This window comes from Senegalia massiliensis, from assembly GCF_009911265.1.
In the GTDB taxonomy this organism is placed as follows: Bacteria; Bacillota; Clostridia; order Tissierellales; family SIT17; genus Anaeromonas; species Anaeromonas massiliensis_A.
This window is the reverse complement of the sequence record NZ_QXXA01000010.1, coordinates 42,970-67,430: the sequence shown is the minus strand read 5'-3', so window position 1 is coordinate 67,430 and position 24,461 is coordinate 42,970. Positions and strand designations below refer to the sequence as shown.

The 24,461-nt window shown below is 28.6% G+C and carries 26 protein-coding genes; 2 read left to right on the top strand and 24 right to left on the bottom strand.

Annotation, left to right across the window (positions count from 1 at the left end):
* Window positions 1–13: 13 nt before the first annotated feature.
* Window positions 14–1,366, top strand: a complete 1,353-nt coding sequence (locus D3Z33_RS09695) for an APC family permease (protein WP_160197565.1) — start codon at window positions 14–16, stop codon at window positions 1,364–1,366.
* A 357-nt stretch (window positions 1,367–1,723) separates the two neighbouring features.
* Here the strand turns inward: D3Z33_RS09695 and D3Z33_RS09690 are convergent, their stop codons facing one another.
* From D3Z33_RS09690 to D3Z33_RS09635, 13 genes are all read right to left on the bottom strand, one after another.
* Entirely contained in the window at window positions 1,724–2,185 is a 462-nt protein-coding gene (locus D3Z33_RS09690) for a DNA/RNA non-specific endonuclease (protein WP_243153472.1), read from the bottom strand.
* Window positions 2,186–2,292: 107 nt separating this feature from the next.
* Window positions 2,293–2,424, bottom strand: a complete 132-nt coding sequence (locus tag D3Z33_RS16965) for a hypothetical protein (protein ID WP_279279076.1) — start codon at window positions 2,422–2,424, stop codon at window positions 2,293–2,295.
* Entirely contained in the window at window positions 2,411–2,578 is a 168-nt protein-coding gene (locus D3Z33_RS09685) for a DUF4301 family protein (RefSeq protein ID WP_201750490.1), read from the bottom strand. The genes D3Z33_RS16965 and D3Z33_RS09685 overlap by 14 nt, the downstream gene beginning before the upstream one ends.
* Before the next feature lie 45 nt (window positions 2,579–2,623).
* Window positions 2,624–3,016 (bottom strand): hypothetical protein, encoded by a 393-nt coding sequence (locus tag D3Z33_RS09680; protein ID WP_160197564.1) that lies wholly within the window; start codon window positions 3,014–3,016, stop codon window positions 2,624–2,626.
* A gap of 35 nt (window positions 3,017–3,051) precedes the next feature.
* On the bottom strand, window positions 3,052–3,819 hold the full coding sequence (locus D3Z33_RS17170) for a DnaJ domain-containing protein (protein ID WP_160197563.1): 768 nt from the start codon (window positions 3,817–3,819) through the stop codon (window positions 3,052–3,054).
* A gap of 8 nt (window positions 3,820–3,827) precedes the next feature.
* The gene (locus D3Z33_RS09670; protein WP_160197562.1) at window positions 3,828–5,207 is read right to left on the bottom strand and encodes a DUF4301 family protein; all 1,380 of its coding nucleotides are present in this window, start codon (window positions 5,205–5,207) and stop codon (window positions 3,828–3,830) included.
* A 205-nt stretch (window positions 5,208–5,412) separates the two neighbouring features.
* A complete protein-coding gene (locus D3Z33_RS09665) occupies window positions 5,413–6,114 on the bottom strand; it encodes a DNA/RNA non-specific endonuclease (protein WP_160197561.1) in 702 nt (233 codons plus the stop codon).
* 101 nt (window positions 6,115–6,215) lie between these two features.
* Window positions 6,216–7,469 carry a TRAP transporter large permease gene (locus D3Z33_RS09660; RefSeq protein ID WP_160197560.1) on the bottom strand — a complete coding sequence of 418 codons (1,254 nt, stop codon included), beginning with the start codon at window positions 7,467–7,469 and terminating at the stop codon, window positions 6,216–6,218.
* Entirely contained in the window at window positions 7,466–7,960 is a 495-nt protein-coding gene (locus D3Z33_RS09655) for a TRAP transporter small permease (RefSeq protein ID WP_160197559.1), read from the bottom strand. Before D3Z33_RS09655 ends, D3Z33_RS09660 begins: the two co-directional genes overlap by 4 nt.
* A 76-nt stretch (window positions 7,961–8,036) precedes the next feature.
* A complete protein-coding gene (locus D3Z33_RS09650) occupies window positions 8,037–9,074 on the bottom strand; it encodes a TRAP transporter substrate-binding protein (RefSeq protein WP_160197558.1) in 1,038 nt (345 codons plus the stop codon).
* A complete protein-coding gene (locus D3Z33_RS09645) occupies window positions 9,064–11,073 on the bottom strand; it encodes an FAD-dependent oxidoreductase (protein WP_160197557.1) in 2,010 nt (669 codons plus the stop codon). Before D3Z33_RS09645 ends, D3Z33_RS09650 begins: the two co-directional genes overlap by 11 nt.
* An 8-nt stretch (window positions 11,074–11,081) precedes the next feature.
* A complete protein-coding gene (locus tag D3Z33_RS09640) occupies window positions 11,082–11,837 on the bottom strand; it encodes a 3-ketoacyl-ACP reductase (RefSeq protein ID WP_160197556.1) in 756 nt (251 codons plus the stop codon).
* Window positions 11,830–13,200 carry a flavin oxidoreductase/NADH oxidase gene (locus D3Z33_RS09635; protein ID WP_160197555.1) on the bottom strand — a complete coding sequence of 457 codons (1,371 nt, stop codon included), beginning with the start codon at window positions 13,198–13,200 and terminating at the stop codon, window positions 11,830–11,832. Before D3Z33_RS09635 ends, D3Z33_RS09640 begins: the two co-directional genes overlap by 8 nt.
* 151 nt (window positions 13,201–13,351) lie before the next feature.
* Between D3Z33_RS09635 and D3Z33_RS09630 the strand changes: the two genes are divergently transcribed.
* Window positions 13,352–14,182, top strand: a complete 831-nt coding sequence (locus tag D3Z33_RS09630) for an AraC family transcriptional regulator (protein ID WP_160197554.1) — start codon at window positions 13,352–13,354, stop codon at window positions 14,180–14,182.
* 77 nt (window positions 14,183–14,259) lie between these two features.
* On the opposite strand, the gene D3Z33_RS09625 is transcribed toward D3Z33_RS09630, so the two are convergent.
* The 11 genes from D3Z33_RS09625 to D3Z33_RS09575 form a co-directional block, all read right to left on the bottom strand.
* Window positions 14,260–15,072, bottom strand: a complete 813-nt coding sequence (locus D3Z33_RS09625) for a MurR/RpiR family transcriptional regulator (RefSeq protein ID WP_160197553.1) — start codon at window positions 15,070–15,072, stop codon at window positions 14,260–14,262.
* Window positions 15,073–15,140: 68 nt separating this feature from the next.
* Entirely contained in the window at window positions 15,141–16,649 is a 1,509-nt protein-coding gene (locus D3Z33_RS09620; RefSeq protein ID WP_160197552.1) for a DUF4127 family protein, read from the bottom strand.
* On the bottom strand, window positions 16,646–16,948 hold the full coding sequence (locus D3Z33_RS09615; protein WP_160197551.1) for a PTS sugar transporter subunit IIB: 303 nt from the start codon (window positions 16,946–16,948) through the stop codon (window positions 16,646–16,648). The genes D3Z33_RS09620 and D3Z33_RS09615 overlap by 4 nt, the downstream gene beginning before the upstream one ends.
* Complete coding sequence (locus D3Z33_RS09610) at window positions 16,945–17,253, bottom strand: PTS lactose/cellobiose transporter subunit IIA (RefSeq protein WP_130805821.1); 309 nt, start codon at window positions 17,251–17,253, stop codon at window positions 16,945–16,947. The genes D3Z33_RS09615 and D3Z33_RS09610 overlap by 4 nt, the downstream gene beginning before the upstream one ends.
* Window positions 17,246–18,022, bottom strand: a complete 777-nt coding sequence (locus tag D3Z33_RS09605; RefSeq protein WP_160197550.1) for an HAD-IIB family hydrolase — start codon at window positions 18,020–18,022, stop codon at window positions 17,246–17,248. Before D3Z33_RS09605 ends, D3Z33_RS09610 begins: the two co-directional genes overlap by 8 nt.
* Window positions 18,015–19,289 carry a PTS sugar transporter subunit IIC gene (locus tag D3Z33_RS09600; protein WP_130805819.1) on the bottom strand — a complete coding sequence of 425 codons (1,275 nt, stop codon included), beginning with the start codon at window positions 19,287–19,289 and terminating at the stop codon, window positions 18,015–18,017. The genes D3Z33_RS09605 and D3Z33_RS09600 overlap by 8 nt, the downstream gene beginning before the upstream one ends.
* Before the next feature lie 5 nt (window positions 19,290–19,294).
* On the bottom strand, window positions 19,295–19,975 hold the full coding sequence (locus D3Z33_RS09595) for an N-acetylmannosamine-6-phosphate 2-epimerase (RefSeq protein ID WP_160197549.1): 681 nt from the start codon (window positions 19,973–19,975) through the stop codon (window positions 19,295–19,297).
* A 269-nt stretch (window positions 19,976–20,244) separates the two neighbouring features.
* Window positions 20,245–21,042, bottom strand: coding sequence for a MerR family transcriptional regulator (locus tag D3Z33_RS09590; protein ID WP_160197548.1), 798 nt, complete (start codon window positions 21,040–21,042; stop codon window positions 20,245–20,247).
* Window positions 21,043–21,115: 73 nt separating this feature from the next.
* Window positions 21,116–22,468 carry a dihydrolipoyl dehydrogenase family protein gene (locus tag D3Z33_RS09585; protein ID WP_160197547.1) on the bottom strand — a complete coding sequence of 451 codons (1,353 nt, stop codon included), beginning with the start codon at window positions 22,466–22,468 and terminating at the stop codon, window positions 21,116–21,118.
* A 326-nt stretch (window positions 22,469–22,794) separates the two neighbouring features.
* On the bottom strand, window positions 22,795–23,565 hold the full coding sequence (locus tag D3Z33_RS09580) for an ATP-binding cassette domain-containing protein (RefSeq protein WP_160197546.1): 771 nt from the start codon (window positions 23,563–23,565) through the stop codon (window positions 22,795–22,797).
* Complete coding sequence (locus D3Z33_RS09575; RefSeq protein WP_160197545.1) at window positions 23,566–24,396, bottom strand: ABC transporter permease; 831 nt, start codon at window positions 24,394–24,396, stop codon at window positions 23,566–23,568.
* Window positions 24,397–24,461 lie beyond the last annotated feature (65 nt).

The window sequence follows — 24,461 nt, the reverse complement described above, 5'->3', positions numbered from 1 at the left end:
AGATGAAAACCATATGCATAAATTAAAAAAACAACTGACATTACCACAAGTAATATCCATGGCTGCAGGTGGTATGATAGCAGCTTGGATGGTAGAAATTAAGTACTGGTTTGAACTTAGTGGCACAGGAAGTTTCTGGGCTTTAGCTACTACTGCTGTCCTTGTTTTACCTTTAGCTTTTGTTTATTCTGAAATGTCTTCTATGCTTCCTTTTGCTGGAGGAGCAAATATATGGGTTTCTAACGCTTTTGGTTGGCATTTAGGATGGTATTTTAACTGGATGCAACTATTAATATATGTTCTTGCTATGCCAACTGTCTCGTACGGTATAGTTACAATGACAAATTATTTTTATCCTTTAAGTTTTATTCAAACAAAAATAGTTGCCTTAATAGTTTTAGTATCATGGTTCTTTATGACGAATAAAGAAATTAAAATTTTAGGAAAAATCCAAAATACTTTATTTTGGATTATGATTATTACTTCAATATTTGTTTCTATTAATTTAATCTTTAGTGGGCAATGGGATTTTTCTAACTTAGGACCTTGGTTCCCTAAAGGTTTTTCAGGGTATAGTGCTGCAGTTGGTATATTAATATTTAAATATATTGGATTTGATTTAATACCTCAACTTTCAGAAGAAGCTAATTTCCCAAGAAAACATCAGTGGAAAGCATATTTAGGAGCTATTGGATTAACATTTTTAATTTATGGATTTGCCATAATCGGCAATGGCGGTATCGTTTCTGTTGAATGGATTTCAAATATAGATATTGTAGATCCAAGAGTTGCTGATTTAGTAGGCAAACATTGGCTTGCTGTAATAGTTGTAATAGTTGGTATATTAGGTACTGTAACAACTTTAAGTGGATTCTGGTTAAGTGCTTCAAGAGCATTATATGGTGCAGCACAACAAAGACAACTATCCTCAATATTTACAAGGCTAAATAAAGATGGACAACCTTATATAGGAAATATTGTAGTTGGAATTCTAGCTATTTATTTCACTGTTTTTGCTCCAGAACAATGGGTTGAATATATTTACACTATTTATTCCTTTGTTGCTGGGATTGTTTATACAACAGTAGTTTTATCCTTCCTTGCTTTAAGAAAGAAACATCCAGAATGGGAAAGACCTTTTAAACTTAAATATGGTACTGTAATAGGAATAGCAGCATTGGCATTTACAATATGGGTTATATTAGCTTCATTATCAGAGATATCAATGACTTCAATAATCTTATTGGTAGGATATTTATTTATCGGAATTGCTTTTCACTTATATGCTAAAAAAATGCAAAAAAATCATCCAGAAGAATGGAAACCAATTGTATTAAGTCCTAAAGATATAAAAAAAAGTAGTTAAATCTTACAAGCAACAATTTTATAAGTAATAACTTTTTTATTAGTTATTAAAAACAGCTATTGATATGATACTTCCAAAGTAGACAGTGTAATTAATAAAATTTACATTATCTACTTGGAGGTATTTCTATAGTTCTGATTCTAATTCTTCTATTTCAGCATACGGAAAAATTCTATTCTCTGTGATATTAAAATCACCATCTTCATTTCAATCAAATATTTTTCCTTTACAACGATGAACTTGAGAAATCTCAGGAATATTAATATAGATCAGACTAATTCATATTTTTCATAGTCTAGTATTATACTTAACTTCCCATCTTCTCTTATAAATTAAAACATAATACCTTAGACTGTTTTACTCAAGAATTGATAGTATCTCTGTAATAACATCTATTATTTTTTCTAAAATATTATCAGATTCTACCTCACCAGTAGTACCATCAGGATTTATATTTTCAAATTCATCTCGAACTGTATTACCGTTTATAGTATAAGTATAGCTATATTTATTAGAAATATGAGTCTTTGTATCCGGATAAGTAATTATAGCAGTAAAATCTGTAGCTCCATCAGCATCTCTAATAGCTTTTTCCATATAGGCTTGGTCACCATGTCTATTTAAAGTGCTATTTTGTGGTGTAATATTATAGGCATTTGATACTCCACCTAGAGAATCAGCTATTACATGACCTTCATCTAAAGACTTGCTTTCTACTCCAGGAACCTTGGCCTCATCTGGATAATACCTTCCACTTGAAAGAACAGGTTCATTTTTATCATCCTGAAGTATTATTTCTTCAGCCACTACCTTTACCAATTGACCATGTTCATTAGTAAAAGCATAGTACTCTCTATCACCAAACCCAATATCTACAACTACATTCTCTTCCCTATGTCCTGATAAATCTCCACCATCTACATTTATTAAAGTATAACCCTAAAGAGTTCTTCTTCATTAAATGTAACCTTAGTATTTCCTAAATCATCTCCATCATATAAAAATACTAAAGCAATTATGATTATTACAGGAATAATTAACTTTTTAACATTTTTCATTTGATTCACCTACAATTATAATTATATCTTTTTTAGCATATATTATTGTATCACATAATGTAGCTATAGGAACTTCAACAAATAATGTATTCAAATTATGCATTGCACCATTCCAAAGACCAGAATGTTCTAATGCCTTTAATTTTCTACCCAAAAATTAAAGCTTTTGACCTAGTTTTGTACTATAATATTCTTGTTTTTATGTGTTTTTAACCATAGTCTTTTTACATTTTGGACATGTCACTATTATTTTACCTTTTCCCTTTGGTACTCGAAACTGCTGTTTACAGCCTGAACATTCATAATAGCGATAATCTTTTCTATTTTTCATTTTCTGCATCTTTTTATTTAACTTGTTTTTTATAGGATACCAATATTTCAAAAACTTATTATTTTCTTGATACCTTTTCCCTATATTTTTAGAAAACATTCTATAGAAAATAGTAATTAATAAAACGATGCTTAATATATTTAACAAACTACTGTAAAAGATTCGAAATAAAATTGAAAAAATCATAGAAACTGCTAATAAAGCTATAGATAATTGATCTGTTCCATATCTTCCTATCATAAACTTCCTAATCCAATTCATAACTAATTCATCTCCTCTTAGTATTGATATACTTATTATCCAATACTTTTATATCTCTCTACATTTCCATCACTTAAAAATTCATATGCTTCATTAATCTGCTGAAACTTCTCTGTAGCATTGGGAGATTTATTTATATCTGGATGATATTGCTTTGCCTTTTTCCTATATGCTAACTTTATTTGATATGCATCTGCATCATATCCAACTTCCAAGAGATCACAACTTTTTTCATATTTTGTTTTAAACTCATTTGTTGGATTTGCATAGGTTTGTTGATTTCCATATCCCCAATTATTTCTTTGAGAATTTTGATATGCATTCCATTGTCTAAACCTTTCTTCCCATTCTCTTTGTTGTCTGGCTCTATTTTGTTCTTGCCTTTTCCTTCTTTTTTCCTCTTGCATCCTTTTATACTTTTTGCTATATCCATCAAAGGATTCAAATTCATAACTCTTGCCATCTATGAGATAGCTTGCACGATCAAATAAATACTCAGTTGTAATATATCTTATATATTTTAGATAAGATATAAATTTAGTACCCAATATTGGCGCTATAATGAAAAATGCTACTGTCAAAAGCACAGCAGGATTTAGCAACAAAGCAATTCCAAAGGGACCTGCAAATAGTAAAAGGAACAAACAACCTCCCATTCCTAAAAGTACAACAAATCCCCTTGCAATACTGGATATAATCATAACTATCGTTTCAACAACAGTTATTACGGCATCAAATATTATAGATATTAATCTAGCAATTCCATATAAAATTTTACCAGCTATTTTATTTAGTATATTCATATATATTTTTATTCCTCTTTCTTTTCTTCTCTACCTCTATGTCCATCTCTCAATAAATCATTCACCGTTTTAACTGGATTAAATGTAGAAATAGGGACTTCAACAAATAATGTATTCCAATTATGCATTGCACCATTCCAAAGACCAGGATGTTCTAATGCCTTTAATTTTCTTCCCTTGTATGTCTTTTCACTTATAAAATATCTTTCTTCATTTATATAATCCATTAAATTAAACTTATCACCTTTATAATCCTTAACAAAGCATACTAAATCTACAGGATTGAAAAATTGTGATGAATTTAGGATTTTGACATTTTCTTCATCATTTAAATTAATTTCAGATTTCTCACATATCTGTAAATCTAGATAATCTCCATTATCAACAAGAAATGGTCCACCACCTGGTTCACCTTGATTCATAACCATACCACAAACCCTAAGAGGTCTATTGAGAAGTGATAATGCAATATCTCCTGTAAGTTCATCTTTGTAAACAATCTTCAATCTTTCTTTTATAAAATTATCTATTTTCTTTAAGTCATAATCTCCAGATAATATATCTAGAATATATTTATCAATTTGTTTCTTTACTTCAAGTCCAACAGATGCTAACTTTCTCTTTGCATGAATAGTATCCTCTATATAGCTTCTATGACATACATTATCAATATTTTTAATAAAAATAATATCAGCATCTAAATCATTCAAATTCTCAATTAAAGCACCATGTCCACCAGCTCTATATAATACATCTCCATTTTCAAGAAGAAAAGGATTGTTATTTAAATCTACAGCTAATGTGTCCGTTTCATTCTTTTGAAAAGAATATGTAATATCTATATTATTTTTATCCACTAATCTTTTATCAACATATTTGTTAAATAATTCTTCATGATCTTTTGATATAGTGAAATGTAAATTAATATTATCATTATTTAAATAATGTTCTCCTTCATAAATATGCTCATCAATTGGAGTGGCCACAAAATCTTCATATGAATGCATCTTAATAAGAGCTTTAGGTAAATTCCCATAATTTAGCTTATCCTCTAAGATTATATCAATTATTTGGGTTCTATCATTTATATTGTCTTTATCTAAATCTCTAGAATCAATAATTTCTTTTATATCATCATAAAAAGCAAAATTTTCTAGATTTTCAAAGAACTTATCAGTAAAATCAGTATCTATTTTAGAGTTCTTGTATTCATATAAATCCTTGAACATTCTAGTAGCAGCACCACTAGCTGGAATAAATTTAACACATTTTTTATTCAAATAATCATTACTAACATCACTCACATCAGTCAATTCATCTTCAGTAACAGCAGAAACAATATTTACATATTGAGTTCCTTTATTAAATTTTTCAATAAACTTATCCATAATAACCTCCGTTTGAAAATAATATTTATATTTTAAAAAAACTAATACTTTTATACTAAAATAGCCCTAAACCATATTAGGGCTATTTTACAAAGAATCAACTAGTTTAGTTTTCCTATAACTTCAATTATATCATTGTTGATTTACAATTAAAAGCAATACCTAGAACTATGAAAATCTATAAAAATACTACCAACTCTATATTTTACTCTAGAATTGATAGTATCTCTGTAATAACATCTATTATTTTTTCTAAAATATTATCAGATTCTGACTCACCAGTAGTACCATCAGGATTTATATTCTCAAATTCATCTCGAACTGTATTACCGTTTATAGTATAAGTATAGCTATACTTATCAGGAATATGAGTCTTTGTATCAGGATAAGTAATTATAGCAGTAAAATCTGTAGCTCCATCAGCATCTCTAATAGCTTTTTCCATATAGGCTTGGTCACCATGTCTATTTAATGTACTATTTTGTGGTGTAATATTATACGCATTTGATACTCCACCTAGAGAATCTGCTATTATATGTCCTTCATCTAAAGACTTGCTTTCTACTCCAGGAACCTTGGCCTCATCTGGATAATATCTCCCACTTGAAAGAACAGGTTCATTTTTATCATCCTGAAGTATTATTTCTTCAGCTACTACTTTGACCAATTGACCATGTTCATTAGTAAAAGCATAGTACTCTCTATCGCCAAACCCAATATCTACAACTACATTCTCTTCCCTATGTCCTGATAAATCTCCACCATCTACATTTATTAAAGTATATCCCTCAAAGAGTTCTTCTTCATTAAATGTAACCTTAGTATCTCCTAAGTCATCTCCATCATATAAAAATAGTAAAGCAATTATGATTATTACAGGAATAATTAACTTTTTAACATTTTTCATTTGATTCACCTACAATTATAATTATATCTTTTTTAGCATATATTATTGTATCACATTATGAGATACGTACAAAGATATTTATAATATCATTTAATGACCAATTAAAGTAATATTAATGATAATTGAGGTATAAATGTAATAATTAATAAATCAACTATTAGAAGTAATATAAAAGGCATAACACCTCTAATAACTTCAGATATTGACATATCACTTATACCTGAAGCCACAAATAAATTCAATCCAAAGGGTGGTGATAGCATTCCTATAGCTAAGTTTACAATCATTATAACTCCAAAGTGAATTGGATGCACACCTACATTAGTTAATATAGGAAGGAACAACGGCGTTAATATAAGTACTGCTGCACTAGAATCCATAATCATACCTACAAACAATAATAATACATTAATAGCCAATAAAATTACAACTGGAGAACTTCCTAATCCTAGAACACTCTCTGCTATTTTTGTAGGAACTTGTTCAAAAGTTAGATACCAACTAAATATTTTCGAATTAGCAATAACAAACATGATCATTGCTGAAGTTATGACTGATTTTCTTGCAATGGAAAATATATCACTAAATTTAATTTCTTTATAAATTAATATTGAGATAATTAAACTATATATTATAGCTACAGCCGCTGCCTCAGTAGGTGTAGCAAATCCAAAATATATCCCACCTAATATAATAACAGGCATCAATATACTAAAGAATGCATGTTTAAAAGATATAATCACTTCTTTAAACTTTGGAAAAGGCATTCTTTCTTGTTTATTAAGCCTTGAATATATATAACTGAAAACCATAAGGGATAATCCAATAAAGATACCCGGTATAATAGCTGCAATAAATAAATCACTTATAGATTGTTCTGAAACAACTCCATAGGACATCATTGTAATACTTGGAGGTATTATAATTCCAAGAGATCCAGCGGCACATAATAATCCCACAGAAAATTTTTTAGGATATTTGTTTTCTATTAGATTCGGTATCATTACACCGCCAACACCTGCTACAGTTGCTGGACTTGATCCTGATAATGCAGCAAAAAACATTGATGATATAATTGCCGTAATAGGTAATCCACCAGTAATCCATCCAAATAACTTATTTGCAAAGTTGATTAATCGCTTAGATGCTCCACCCTTTAACATTATATCTCCCGCAAAAACAAAGAAAGGTATAGCCATTAAGCTAAAGGAATCTACTCCAGAAAACATCTTTTGTGCTGCAACCTCTAAACTAATATCACTAGCCAGCATAGCTACTATGGTAGATAATCCTGTAGTTATACTAATAGGAACCCCCAATAAAAGTAATATAATAAAACTTACTAATAATATCATTCCCTCACCTCTTTCCCATTAACTAACTCAATTGTTTTGTTTGCTATACTGAATATATATCTAATTAGCATAAAAAATACTCCAACTGGCACTGAAGCATATGGAATATATAATGGTAAAGAAATTGAAGTTGCTGTTGTTCCCAAATCCATAGCACTTTGTACCATTTTCAATCCTGCCATTATAATTACTATACAAAAAGCAATATTTATTAAATCGATTACAATACTAATTGCTTGATTAACTTTTCCTTTAATCAAATTAGATAATGCATCCATATTAACATGAGCATTGTCCTTAACTGCCATACTACTCCCTAAGAATATAAACCAGGCAATCATATATCTAGCAGCTTCCTCTGACCATGCTATAGAATAATTAAACATATATCTCAATAAAACTTGAATAAATACTAATAGGGAAGTAATAATTAACAAGCTTGAAGCAGTCAACTCTTCAGTCTTATTAAAAAAATCAAAAACTTTTTTCATATAATCCACCCTTACGCTTTAATTTTAATGATATAAATGTATCAAGAGTATTTTACCCTTGATACATTTATACTTCTTATTTTATATACTTCTCAACTAAGTTAAGTAATTCTTCTCCATCTTCTTTTTCTAAAAACTCATCGTAAGCTGATTGAGTAGCTTTTTTAAATTCTGCTTTTTCATCATCATCAAATTCATCAATAGTCACACCTGCATCTTTGATTTCTTGTAGATACTCTGAATCTTTCTTTTCTGATTCTTTCCACTCCCATTCCATCACTTCTTTAGATACTTCTTTTGTTAAATCTTGTAAATCTGAAGGCATAGAGTCAAACTTGTCTTTATTCATAAAGAAAGAATATCCCATAAATCCATGATCACTTACTGTCATATAATCTTGTACTTCATAGAACTTTTTAGTTGCAATATTTGCAAATGGATTTTCCTGTCCATCTACAGTTTTAGTTTGTAATGATGAATATAAATCACTAAAAGGCACTGATATTCCTCCTGCATTTATAGCTCTAAATTGTGTAACTAAAAGAGGACTTTGACTAACACGGATCTTTAAACCATCTAAATCATTAACTGATTTAATTGGTTTAACAGAGTTAGTAATTTGCTTAAATCCACCTGTCCAATATCCTAGAGAAACTAATCCTTTTTCTTCTAAATAACTATCTAACTTTTCTCCTACTTCTCCCTCTAGTGCAGCATATGCATTTTCACTAGAAGTAAATAAATATGGTAAGTCAAATAACTCAAATTCTTCAACAAAAGATGTAACTGTTGATAAGAATGGCGCATTCATATCTAAAGTTCCTTCTAATATCTGCTCATTAATCTCTTGGTCCGTTCCCATTTGTGAATCAGGATATATTGTAACCTTGATTCTTCCATCACTTTTTTCTTCTATTCTCTTTTTAAACTCTTCTGCTGCAGCTCCCTTAGGAGTTGTAGGTCTAACAACATGGGCAAATTTCAATTCATAAACTTTATCTGAACCACCTTCTCCTGCAGTTTCTTCATCATTACCACAAGCAGCTAGTGGCAGAATCATAGCTACCATTAATACAATTGCTAAAATACTTTTTTTAGTTTTATTAATCTTCATTATTTATTCCCCCATATATTTTATTTTCTCTGTATTCTTGCCAAACATTTTCAAACCATGATTTATACTCCGGTATAGGTCTAACCTTGTTCCATTGTTGTTTAAATTCCATTAATGAATGATTTTGATTGATTTGGGTTTCACAAACTTTATCACCTATAGTATTCTCTAATGAATACCTTAAATTTATTCCTTGATAATCTATCTCATAGTCTCCATTTTTATTGTGAACCAGATATGAACCTCTACTATCTCCTCCATAGTTAATATATTCTTCTATAGAATTTAATAATGATAATTGAGCAATAATCATATCATAAATTCTGAACACATTAGGTAATTCATTTAAATCATTAATATGAATTAATTCGGTCAATGATTTAAATGTATTATTAAATTCATCAATAGACTTTCTAACTTCTAAAATCCTCCTGATAAAAGCTCCATGTTTTGACATTTCTTTCTGTAATTCTTGTTGGAATTCTATTAAATTAGAACTTTTATTTTTGTTAACTTTAATATTCTTAATGAAATCAATCTTTTTCTCTACTTGACTTTTAATCTTATCTTTAAATTCATTCATATCCATAGGCTCTTCAGTATAAACCTTTGATATGAATTCTGCAGCCCTATAGCTACCTACTTGAGTAGAATTTAAAGCTGTTCCTCCCGGACGGTAAATTCCTAAAGTACCATTAACCTCTCCCACTGGAAAGAAGTGTTTAACATTGCTTTCCCACCATATATTTCCTACCAAACCTCCATTTTGATGTTGAGCACAGACATCAATTTCTAAAGGTTCACTTTCTAAATCAATATTATGGTCTTTATATAGCTTAATAGCTAATGGATTCATTTTCTTTAATCTTTCAATAGGAGTACCAAATAGAGCATTGGAGTTTGACAAATACTCATAAGCCTCTTCTCCCAGTAAATTAAATTGGAATTCTCCACCTACACAATTTGGATTCTTCATAAAGTTCATAAAAACTCTTCTTCCTTTTACTTGAGTTTCTATATACACGAGAAGGTCTATTATAGAAGATCCATTATTGTAAAGTTTTCGTGAATCAAAAGGCCATTGATATCCTTTTAAAAATACTGCATTTAATAAATCAGATGGATTTTCAAAGTAATCTTCTAAAAACTCTCTCTCATCCTCCATATTCTCATCAGTTGATATATAACTAGGTATTACCTGCTGATATGTTCCTGATAAATTCCATCTAAACTTAGTAGATGCAATTCCATATTGCCATTCAGTCAAGTTATGTCCCTTTACACCTGCTTCTAACGCTATTCCTGTAGCACCAGACTGACTCTTAGGATATACAGATCTATGATAAATGGAAGCTGGTCCACCAGTACCATAAATAATGTTTGTACAATTAAAAAGAGTTAATCCATAATCTGAGTTATCAATATTCTTTGTATCTATTGTAAGTACTCCTACAGATTCGTTTTTATCTATATCCTTTAAAATTCCAATAACTAAAAACCTATCAAATATATCAGTACCATTTTTTCTAACTTGTTCTTCAAGTTTCTCAGTCATATACTTAGATGTTAATGGCCCTACAGAACTAGCACGACTATTTTCATCATGATCTGTTTTATATCCCACATATTGCCCATATTTATCATGAGGGAATGGTACCCCTATATTAATCAAATTATAAAAACTCTTTAATGATAATGCTCCTTCTACAAGAGCTATATCACCATGCATTGCTCCACCATCATAAAGAGTCTTTGCTATTTTAAGGGGACTATCCTCATCTATAATAGTTGTAGACTGCTTATAATAGGTTTGCTTATCAGAACCAGTATTTCTAGATGTTCCTTTATTCATCCCCTCAGTTATTATAGCAATATCTGTTTGTCCTAGTTTATATAGTGAATCAGCAGCATTTAAACTAGCTGCACCAGATCCTATGACTAAAGTGTTGTATTTATATACATTTATTTTTATATCTCTTATTTGAATTTGTGTACTCATTTGCTTCGCTATAACCTCCTTATATGGTAACCGCCATCAACATTAATCACTTCTCCTGTTGAATATCTCATTTTGGGAGAACTTAATAGGCTAACCACATTAGCAATATCTTCTGGATACCCCCACCTCTTGATTGGAAGTATGCCTTCTTCAATCTGTTTATCATACTTAGCAGTAACCTTTGATGTCATATCTGTTTTGATAATACCCGGACGAATTTCATACACAAGTATTCCATATTCTGCTAATCTATCAGCAAATAAAGTTGTTACCATACTAATTCCTGCTTTTGATATACAATATTCACCCCTATTTGTAGATGATGCATATGCAGATAGAGAAGAAATATTAATTATTTTTGGTATAAAATCATTATTATCTTGGTTAATCATTACATTCGCAACACTTTGTGTCATGAAATAAGTTCCTTTAAGATTAATATCCATTACAAAATTAAAACTTTCAGGTGTAGAATTTAATATATCATTTCTCTCTTTAGGTGCAACACCAGCACAGTTCACTAATAAATCAATTCTTCCGAATTCGTCTTCTACCTTTTTTATACCTCTTTTTATCTGTTCAACAGAACTTATATCAACTGCAATGAATTTAACTCTATCATTTGATTCTTCTATAAACTTAGATAAGTTGTCATTTAATTTTCTTCCTAAACAGGCTATTAAAAAACCTTCAGAATATAACTCCTTAACAACTCCAAAACCTATACCTCTTGTTCCTCCACTTACTACAGCAATTTTACTCATTTGTTGACACCTCACTACTTTTCATCTCTTTATACATTGGTAAATAAATCTTTGAATCTCTTACTACACATCCGCAAGTACCAATTTTCGCCTTCATTTCACTACATTTACTACAAGCAATACAAACTTTATTTAATTTCATTTCTCCATTTTGTAAAATATCCCTTGCAAAGTCAGAATAAGCAATACTTTCTCTTCCAAAACCAACTATACTACATAAGCCTTCTTTTAAACTACCTGCACCTACATAATGAGCAAATTGTCTAAACCAACTATATCCTACTCCAACTATACTAACTTCAGGAATGCTTTTTTGAATCTCTCCTACTTCTTTAATCAATCTATTGCAACTAAAAATTACTTTTTCATCTGGAATATAATTTCCCATATCATATGGCTTATTTATATGGGGAATAAAGTAAGGATTTCCCATTGTGATACTAATTAATTTAACTCCATCATTAGCAAGCAATCTGATTAACTTTTTAGGTTCTTCCAAATCTATTTCTATATCTTCAGTTTTGGAAACTCCCCAACCATCAGGATAAGGTACTGCATCATATATATTTAATCTTGATGATAATAAAAGTCCCTTACATTCTTTATCAGTTTTTATCTTATGAACAATATCTCTAATTAACTTAGTTCTATTTTCAAAACTTCCACCATATTTGCCTTTTCTATCATAAGCAGATAATATCTCTGATAATAAATAACCATGACAAGCTTTTATATCTACACCATCAAAACCTGCTTTCTTACTCAATCTTGCAGCTTCAATATACTTTGCAATAAGATTGTCTAGGTATTCATCTGTTACAAGAGGATAGTCTTCTGAAATCCCTATTGCCTCATCCAACACTCTTTTATGAGTAGCAATAATAGGATTTCTTTTTCCATTAACCTTACAGTATCTACCAGAGTGATTAAGTTGAATTATTGTTTTAGGTTCAAAACCTTCTCCAAACTCTTCTTTGGCAGATTTCTTAATAAGATCATTTAATTTTTTAAAATCTCTCCAATTATCCTCTGTTATCCATAATTGCTTATCATTTGATCTACCTTCTTTACAAATACTAACTGCCTCCAACCATATAAGTCCTGATCCACCTCTAGCTATTTTTTTATACTTTCTATAAGTTAATTCTGTAGGACTTCCCTTTTCATCAGAATCTCCCCCCTCCATTGGATGCGTAGCTAAACTATTAGGGATTATATGACCATCTATTGTAATCGTTTTCTTGAACACATCTAAATCATCAGATAACTTTATACCTAAATCTAATTTATTAATCTCTTGTTTTAATTTTTGAATATTTTTATAATTAAAGTTCCCATTACTTCTAAATGTATCTTTTGACAATATAATGCCTCCTTGACTTTAACAATAATGGCCATTATGCTTTATTTATTAGTTTGTTTATTCATTATCATTATAATATAATAATGATAGCAGAGATATAAATTACTTGCTGAAAAATTGATAAAAGTTGCTATTATAAAGGAGGAGGGTTATGGATTATCAAAATATTGATATGAACTATCTAACACTTAGTTCTATTAAAGATGGTTTAAAAGAACATTATCATAATGGTTATGAATTAATATTTATTACTGAAGGAAGTTCCAAATTTATCATCAATAATTCTAATTATGATTTTCCCAAAAACCATCTACTATTTATAAACAATGTGGAAAAACATAAAATGTTTCCAAAGTCGATTCCCTACTCAAGATACATGGTGATTATTGACTCTGATTATTTAGATGATATTATCAAAGAAAATGAACTTCTTTCTATATTTAAAATTAGACCTAGTAATTTTAAGCATGGATTTAGAATTATAGATGAAGATGTTCCATTTGTAAAATCCATATTAAATAATTTAAATAATATTTATTCTAAAAAAGAATCATTATGGTATATTGAATTCACCTCAACTCTAGCATCTTTTTTAGTTTATATATATAGAAATTATAATAACCAATTTCCAATAATGAACGTTAAAAAATCAGAGCAAAAAGTCTTTGAAATTCAACAATATATAGATAAAAATTTCAAAAAAAATATTACATTAAATTTTTTATCATCAAAATTCTTTATTAGTAAATATTATCTATCTCATACATTTAAACATGTCACTGGGTTTACTATAAAACAATATATATTATTAAAAAGAATTGCCCATGCAAAAGACCGACTTTATCATACTGATGATGATATTACTACTATTGCATTAAGCTCTGGATTTAATAGTCAGAGTAATTTCATCCGTCTTTTTAAAAAGAAAGAATCAATAACTCCATTAAAATTTAGAAAATATCACAAAGAGAATACTGTTTAAATTAAATCTTAAAGACGTATATAATAAAATAAAGACTACTTAATAAATTAAAATTAATTTATTAAGTAGTCTTTATTTTATTTAAATTTTATCCCCTCTAAAGTATCTGTTAAAATTTCATTTTTATCTTTATAATCTAAATTTAAGAAATGAGCATATAATACATCCGTAATTACTAACATTGGAAATTGAGGAGAAATTGTATTTCCTATCTCTAAATTTTTCTTGACTGCTATTAACATTACTTCATCACAAAACTCATAAAGTTTATAATCATTACTAGAAGTTATAATTATAGTTTTTGCTCCCTTTTCCTTTGCAACTTTAAGAGATTCTTTTATTATGTTATTTCCACTTATAGAAAATCCTATTACAAGTGTTTTTTCATCAATTAATGCTCTATTCATTTTCATTATATGTTCATCAATAATATGCTCTACATGAAGACCTAGCCTCATAAATCTTATTCTAAATTCTTGAGCTACTGTACCAGAACTTCCAATACCATAGGTATATACCTTATCATATTTTAACAGTAACTTCGCTACTTTTATCATTTGTTTATCATCAATCAAAGAATATGATTTATTTAGTAATTCACCATATGTTTCAAGTACACCTTTAGTTAGATTGTCTATATTAATATCATCTTGTTTCATTGTATTTTTATATTGATATATAAATTCTCTATATCCTTTGAAACTCATTTTTTTAGAAAATCTTGATAATGAAGCTTCAGAAACATATAATTTTGAAGATATGTTTTTAGCAGAAAAATCAATAATCTCTTTGTTAGATATAAAAAAATCAGCTATTTTCTTTTCTGTATTTGTAAAATTTTCATAAGTAGCCTCAATTCTTGATATAACATTACTTTTAAATTTATTCAATAAACTCAGCTCCTATTTTAAAATAGTCTATATGTAATTATAATTACATATAGACTATTTATCAAGATTTACTCAATATTAAATTTTAAACCAACCTCAAACATTCGCCTCCATGGTAAATATGCTTTAAAATTATTTAACTTATATTCATTTGATAAATTATATTTATTGTATTCATTTAATAATAACTTTCCTACCTCTTCCTCTACATATTCTTCTTTACCTTTTAGGTCAGTATAAGACAGATTATGTTTTGGAAGAAAATTATTAGTGATATTCTGTCTTACATTAGCTTGATAAATAACATCTTCAACTAATCTATATATTAAATGTTTTAATATTTTACTTTTATCTTTTGAGTCAAAAGCATATATACCAGAGGATAAAACTGTGCCTAAAGTATTACAATTAGTATTCCATCCACCATATGCAATTAACTTATCAAATATATCTAATCTATCAAGATATTTAATTAATGTTAGATCTCCACCATTTGAAAATGCAGAATCGCTTATTATAACCTTTTTTCCTTTTTCAATGAATTCCTCTATTTTAAATACAAAATCTTGTAAATTTCTAAAAGATTTATAAGTTAAGTCAAGCTTATCTTTTTGATCAAAAGATTCTTGCATATGTTTCCCTGGAGAATTAATGGCTAAAATAATATCTGCTTTCTCTGGATTCTCAACTAAAACTCCATTACATACTCTTACATGATATTTTAAACTTTCATTCATAGGTCTATCTTCATATAGCGGAATTATAGTAGGTCCAAATGTTGATGAATAGAAAGGATATATTTTAATTTGTCTGTCTAAAAAATCATTTAAAGCTCTAGCAATTAGAGAAGACCCTACTTCATCAGCTCCAGGATATATATTTATCTTTAATTCTAATTCATGTTTTTTAATATAATCTAAAACTCTTTGTTGTGCTATAGCTGTATAACCATATGGACTAGAATCATCTTGAGGTATAGTAAGAAAGTCTATTACCTTTTCTTTTACTAAATTTACAGCCTCAATATTTATATCAACATTAAAATTTCTTCTTTCTTCATAATCTCTCAATATTTCCTCAGGGATATCTATACCAAAAAGTTCTTCGGATTCCTTTGATGTTAAATCAACTCTATTTTTTTTATCATTTAAATATGCTTTTCTAAATAAATTGTATCCATGCTCAGCATAGTATTCAGGTTCTTCTTCTGAAGAATTATATTGAGGTGATCTCATTATACAATTAAAAGCATAAACTTTAATTTCTTTATTATATTTTTTTAATTCTTTTATATTATTTATTCTTCTTTTAGCTTCCTCTTTTTTCAAATAATGAAGTCTAGATGGTATTAAACCTCCATATACTAGCATATCTATAGATAATACTGCATAATCGCAATACTTAATATTAGAAAATATATATTCCCATAGTTTATTTACATCTGCTGGTTTTTTCTTATTTCCTAATAATTCTATAGGAGGAGATACTAATTCTATATCTTCTCTTGTTTCTGTAATAAATTGAGGAAATAACCTATTACAGGGTCTTTCATCTAAAGGGATATATAAAATTTTCATTTTTTTATCATTCCCATAGCTTTTTCAAGAGCCAATTTACCATCTATAGTTCCATAAATTTTCATATCTATTACATCTACAGGCGTATTTTCAAACATATTCTTAATATCATTTAATGCAAATTTTAACTGAGGAGCTACTAAAACTGCATTTACATCTTCTTCTAAGCTTCTTGCTTCACTACTAGAAAGAGCCCATATTTTTGATTCTATATCTTTTGATTCTGCTTCTTTTTTCATTTTTTCAACTAATATTGAAGTAGACATTCCCGCATTACATACTAATAGTATTTTTATCATTTTAATTCCTCCTTATAAATATGAACAAATTTCTTAGAAATTATTTTAATAGTTTCTGCATTCATCAATTGATCTTCTGCATGTATTAATAACAATGTTAAATTTACATCTTCTCCCTTTGCTTCTTTTTGAATTAAATTAAAATGTGCCTTATGAGCTATTTTTAAATACTCTTCTGCTTCTTCATACATTTTTTCTATATCATGAAATTCTCTTTTTTCACATTTATCGATAATTTCAATATACAAAGATTTCGCTGTACCTACATTAGCAATGATATTAAATGCGATTTCTTGATTAGTCATTATTCTTTTCCTCCTCATATATATGAACTAATGCTTCATGTATATCTAATACATTATATTTAGCTTTCATTGCACCTTTAGGATCAGGTCCAACATAATAAGAAGCTACAGACTTTTCAAACATAGAATAATCATTGTCAGAATCTCCAATAGATATTATTTTAGAATCTGGAAAAAGCTTTCTCAAAGTATTTCCTTTAGATATACCTGTTTTTAATATTTCTAATGAAGTTTCTGATGTTTTAATTGCATCAAATTTTTCATAATTCTCATTTATATATTTTTGAACGCTATCTATTCTACAATTATCGCCTATTAATAAAAACAACACAATTGGTTGAAATTTTATAATAGAAGAAAAATCTTTTTTTATAGCTGATGAGTCATAATATTCCTTTGGAAAGTCAGGATCACGTTCGCTATGCCAATACCTATTACTTACAGTATTTAATTCTATTCTAATATCATTAAATTTTTCTATAAGATTTTTGTACAGCCTTATAGCTTCCTTCTTATCTAATAACATTGCTTTAGAACTTGTTTTATCTTGAATAACTGCTCCATTTTGCGAAATTCTATATTTAATATCTAATCCATATTTTTCATTTATATAATATATATCGTGATCTAATCTTCCTGTAGTAATTACAAGTTCAAAGCCTAACTTCTTTATTTTATCAAGTAATTTAAGAGTTTTCTCACCTCCAATAACTTCATTTTTATTATTTATTAATGTTCCATCTAAATCAAATGCCAAAACTTTAGTCATTATATTCAATCCTTTGTTTATTTGTTATAGCCACAAATGGCATGTATATTAAAACTGACACTACTAGAACAACAAGTGCCACTATAGCAGCAAAGAAGTCTCCTCCTGTAGCTAAAAAAGCACTAATGATAGGTGGTGTAGTCCACGGTATTAATATATAAGTATTTGATATAATACCGATAGTAGTAGCAATCATACCTATTCCAAGTCCTGCTAATGTAGAAACTATCATTGGAATTATAAGTATAGGATTCATTACTACTGGTAATCCAAACATTATTGGTTCTGAAATATTAAAAAGTGCAGGAGCTAGTCCTATTTTTCCTATTTTACGATACTCTTCTTTTCTTGATACAATAAATATAGCTATTATTAAAGCAAGCATATTACCTGCACCCCCCATAAACATAAAAGAATCTATAAAAGGCTTAGTAATTATTTCAGTCATTGCACTTCCAGCTTCTACATTAGCTACATTTTCACTTAAAGAAGTTAAAAATATAGGTTCTAAAATAGGGTTAAATATAAAAGCACTATGAACTCCCATACCCCATAACAACATGTATAAGAAATAAATAATTATTACTCCTGCAGTTGAACTTACAATGTTAGTAAAAGGAGTTTGTATTAACTCAAATATTAAATTATTTAAAGGTGAACCTATTAGATTTGTTATAATTCTAATCACACCAAATATTAACATGGTAATTAATACAGGGACTAATTTATTAAAGGATCTTGCTATGGATGGTGGTACACTTTCAGGCATCTTTATTATTAACTTTTTTACTTTAGAAAGTCTATGCAATATTTCTACAGTAAAAATAGATGATATAAATGCCATAAATAATGCTGCTGAACCTGTATAAAATGTATTGATATATTCTATACCAAGGTCTCCATCAAAAGTTATTGGCATTAATATAAATAATGAAACTACTGAAATTGTAGGTAGTATAGTTGTATCATCCTTATAATACTCAGTTAATGCCTTAGCGGTTGTAAAGGTTAATAATATTGACATGACTGACAATGTTGCAGGTGCTATACTTGCTCCTAATTGTTTCAAGTTTTCAAAAGGCATACCAAATAACTTATCTGTAAATCCATCCTCTCCTATGAAAACGTTATTAATCAGTATGAAAAAAGATCCCGCTATCATTATTGGTAATATTGCCACAAAACCATCTCTTATAGCTGCTAAATATCTATTTGTAGATAATTTGTTAGCTAAAGGTAAAAATATTTTTTCGATTCTTTCCATCATTATTATCACTCCTGATTTTTAATTGTTTTTACAAATTTTTCAGTTATAACTTGTGGTCTTGTTATCATAGATCCTACTACAACACTATGACAACCTAATTCAATAACACGCTTTGCTTTTTCAGGTGTATCTATGTTTCCTTCTGCAATTAATGGTACATCAATATATTTAAGTATTTTTCTTATTAGTTCAAAATCATTATATTCAATTCTTTTGTTTTTAGTATAATCAGTATAGCCTACTAAAGTAGTTCCTATATAATCAAAACCAAGTTTATTTGCATATATTGCTTCTTCATAATTAGAACAATCAGCCATCAATTTAACATTAGGATATTTATTTCTTATATTATTAAAAAAGTCTTCTAAATTTAAATTATTAGGTCGCATTCTATTTGTAGCATCTATTGCTATAATATCAACTTCACATCTTACTAGCATATCCACTTCTTTAATAGTTGGCGTTATATAAACATTACTGTCATCATATTCTTTTTTTATTATTCCAATTATAGGTAAGTCCACTTTCTCTTTTATTTCTAAAATATCTTCTACAGAATTTGCTCTTATTCCTTTAGCACCTCCCTGCTTAGCTGCAATAGCCATTCTTCCCATTATAAATGAAGAATGAAGTGGTTCATCTTCTAATGCCTGACATGACACTATCAAATTATTCTTTATATCCATTAATTCACCCCCTTCTCTCATATCTTATGTATTATTATATAACTTCCGAAACTATTTTCAATATATATAGACTATTTTGGTTTTACTTTCATTTTTCTTGTTATTTCTTCTGTTTTATTCATTTAATAAAGTAATTTTGAAAGTTCTTTCATTATTTATATATAAAAAAACGATTACTAATAAATTTATTAGTAATCGTTTTTTTATATATAATATTTATTAAAATTTAAATTTTCTAGAATATTTCATAATAAAACTATATATAGGCTCTATATATCCTCTAATGGGAAATATATGTGTACATAGTAGATAGGTGTTTCATCTACAGATTGTGACAAATAATAGACCTCATAATAATCCCCTTTGAGCTTATATCTGTTTTTATTACAATATGAATTTACCTTTTCCATTACTTCATCTAGATATGTATTATCTGAAAATACATCACCTATATAATTAAATCTAAGTGTATTACCAAAATCTATTCTTTTTATTATATCACAATCACTGGAAACTATATTTGCACAATATACTTTTCCTTTATCTTGTAACTGATTCATATAACCTAAAAAAGAAGTTCTAGTCCAAAACTCGTCTAACACACCACTTATATCAATAGGTTTATCCATATGAATATTTTCATTATCAGTGGTAAAGTTTAAGTCATTACATATATAAATAAAATCATCTTTTTTGTATTCAATAGTATTTGGGTTTAACTTAAAACTTTCCATTCTTTTATTAAACTCTTTAATATATGCTATCTTCTTATCAATTAGTAATTTTTGCAATTCTAGGTTTTCAACATGTTTTATGTTAAAAGATGTGAGATCATTTAAATTATCATATTCTAACCAGTCTTTAATGCTATCAATAGAGACATCCATCTCCCTTAACCTTGTCACACAGCTGAATTTTAATGTATCGTTTATATCATAATACCTATATTTATTATTTTTTACAACTGTGGGGGTTACTAACCCTTCTTTGTCATAATATCTTACTGTATCAGAAGAAACATTATGAAATCTTGCCATATCTCCTGTCTTAAAATATTTGCCAAACATCTCATTACACCTTTCTAATCATATATTTCTTTTAATTATATCATAGAAACATGTGCTATTAGGTTAAAAAGTTCTATTTTCTATTATCATATGCATCATTGCTCATAGTTAATAATATCTCACTATAACTAGGATAAGGATGAATTACTTCTTGTAATTTATAAAATGGTATATTGAAAGACTTTACAATTTGAAGCTCCCCTAGCATCTCACATGCCCTTTCACCTAAAATACTCGCTCCTAAAATATATCCTTGTTCATCACATATCACTTTAGCCATTCCTTGAGTTTTTTGGTCTACAACTGCCCTATCTACATCCCTATATTTATGTGTAAATACTTGTATATTATTTCCGAATTGAGCTCTTGCTTCTTCTTCTGTCATACCTGTTCTTGCAAGTTCAGGATGGGTAAAAGTACACCAAGAAGTATTACTATAGTCTACTGTTTCTTTAGTCTGTGTAAATGCATTTTTTACTGCTTGTTTCGCTTGAACAGCACCCATATGTGAAAATAAATAAGGTCCTACAACATCTCCAACAGCATATATATTAGGGATATTTGTTTCAAAATAATCATCTACTTGGATTCCTTTTTTATTATATTTCACACCTACTTTTTCTAAATTAAAACCTTCCAAATTAGGTTTTCTACCTAATGCAAGCAGGATCTTTTCTGCCTTTATCACACTCGTATTTCCATCTTTATCTATTATTAAGTTAACACCACTTTCTTCCTCTTTTACTTCAACACCCTTAGCAGATGTAAATACTTCTATACCTTCTTTGTCTAAAGTTTTTTGTATATTTAATGCCATTTCTTTTTCTTCTCTAACCAATAAAGTTTCAGCCATTTCAACTATCTTAACACTTACTCCCAACCTATTAAAAGCTTGTGCTAACTCAACCCCAATAGGCCCACCACCTAATACAATCATACTCTTTGGAAGATCCTTTAAAAGGAAAATATTTTCATTGGTTAAATAATTAACTCGGTCCAATCCCTTAATTGGAGGAACTAAAGCAGATGTTCCTGTACTGATAAATATTTTATCTCCTTTGACCTCTTTTCCTTCTACATCCAGCGTATTAGTATCTTTAAATTTAGCATATCCTTTTATATAGTCAATACCTACTTCTTGTAATACTTCAACAGCTTCAGCTTGATGGGCAGTATGAACTAATTCTCTAACTTTATTTAATATCTCTTTACCATCTATATTTACTGTGCCATATTTTTGAGCAGTGTGGATTTCGTCTGCAATATTAATCAATGCCTTACTAGGTATACATCCTGACCAAGTACATTCTCCACCAGGTGCATTTTTTTCAATAAGCGCTACCTTTTTTCCTAGTCCAATTGCCTCAAATGCAGTATTTAACCCTCCAGCACCAGCTCCTATAACAACAACATCATATTTATTCATCTAAATCCTCCTCATCACTTCATTGTTTATACTCTATTTTAAATTATAAACTATGAAGTAACTCAAGGGTCAACACAATATCTAATAAAAACTATAAGGTACATCTTTTCATTTTATCCACACACAAGGAAATATTACAAAGCACTTTTCCACACTATTCATACTAATCTGTGTATATAAACTAATTACACTATAACATGATATCGTAAATTAGCATCCACATATATTTCTCTTTTACTATTTCTATACTCTAAAAAGGAAATTCTGATTGCTATTTATGTATTCTTATTTGTAACCTTATTATAATTAATTATAAAATAAATTTATTAATTTTTACTAATTTCGTTCATTCTTTCCATTATATCTTCAAAGTATTCTTGAAATTTTTTATTGAACCTATTTCTTGGATAAGGTAGATTAATATCATATTCTTTGTCGATTTGTCCAGGTCTTGGACTCATTAATATTATTTTTGTACCAAGAAATATTGACTCTTCAATACTATGAGTTACAAATACAACAGTTCTTTTTTCTTCAAGCCAGAAATCTATAAGATCCTTTTGCATTTGAAGTCTAGTATATGCATCTAAAGCACCAAATGGTTCATCCATAAATAATATATCAGGAGAAGCTGCTATTGCCCTTGCTATTGCTGCTCTCTGTTGCATACCACCAGATAATTCGTAAGGGTAACTTTGTAAGAACTCTGACAAACCAAATTTCTCTAAAAGTTCTTCTGCTCTAGCATATCTTCTTATTTTAGGTATGTTTCTTATTTCTAAACCAAAAGATACATTGTCAATTATATTTCTCCAAGGCATAAGAGAGTATTCCTGAAATACCATACCAGCTTCAGGTAAGGGACCTGTGACAATCTTATTCTTAACTTTTACAATTCCTTCTGTTGGGAAAATAAGACCCTCCATAAGTCTAAGTAAAGTTGATTTACCTGAACCACTAGGTCCAATCAAACACACAAATTCTTGTTCACCTATATCTAAATTTATTTCTTTTAAAGCCTCTATTCTATTCTGTTTTTCTGTAATAAAAGTTTTCTTCAAGTTATTTACTTCAATAATTTTATTCTTAATTTCCACTTATCTTTCCATCCTTTGCCATTTGAAAAATTTATTTTCTATTTTTTGAAAAGTAAACTCCAAAAATCCACCTACTAAACTTATAGATATCATTCCAGCTATTACAACATCAGTCCTTGCTACTGTATATGCATGGGTGATTAAATAACCTATCCCTGAAAGACTCCCAGGAAGCATCTCAGCAGACACCAAACACATCCAAGCAACTCCTAGTCCTATTCTAAGACCTGTTACAATAGAAGGTAGAGAAGCTGGAAGTAATACTTTAGTAAAAATTTGTTTTCTATTAGCACCTAAAGTTAAAGCAGAATCTATTAATGTTTTCTTTACACTTTTTACTCCATAAATAGTATTTGTAAGAATAGGGAAAAAAGCTCCAATAAATATTATAAATAGCATAGATAGTTTAATATTATTAAGTTGTATATATAAGGAACCTTGTTCTACTCCTGTAATTGTAGCTAAACTAGATACACCAAACCAAGCTAATACCAAGGGTACCCAGGCTAATGGAGCTATGGGCCTAAATATACTTAGAAAAGGTAATAAAAATTCATCTAATTTATGTGAATATCCTATAATCATTCCAAGTGTTATAGCTACAATAGAAGCTATAATATAACCTATTATTACTCTTATTACTGATATTATTGTATTATCTATGAGAGAACCTATACTTAATAAGTCTTGTGTTGGACGTATCAATAATTCCGTGATTGAATCAACTCTAGGAAGTATTATAGCGTTATCAATGCTTATAGAGAGCATTTGCCAAATAATTATAAATAATACAGGTAATATCATAGATTTTATATATCTTTTAGGTATCATTAATTTTTCACCTCAATTATTTCTAGACATAATTAATAGCAGAACAAATATCCTGCTATTAATTA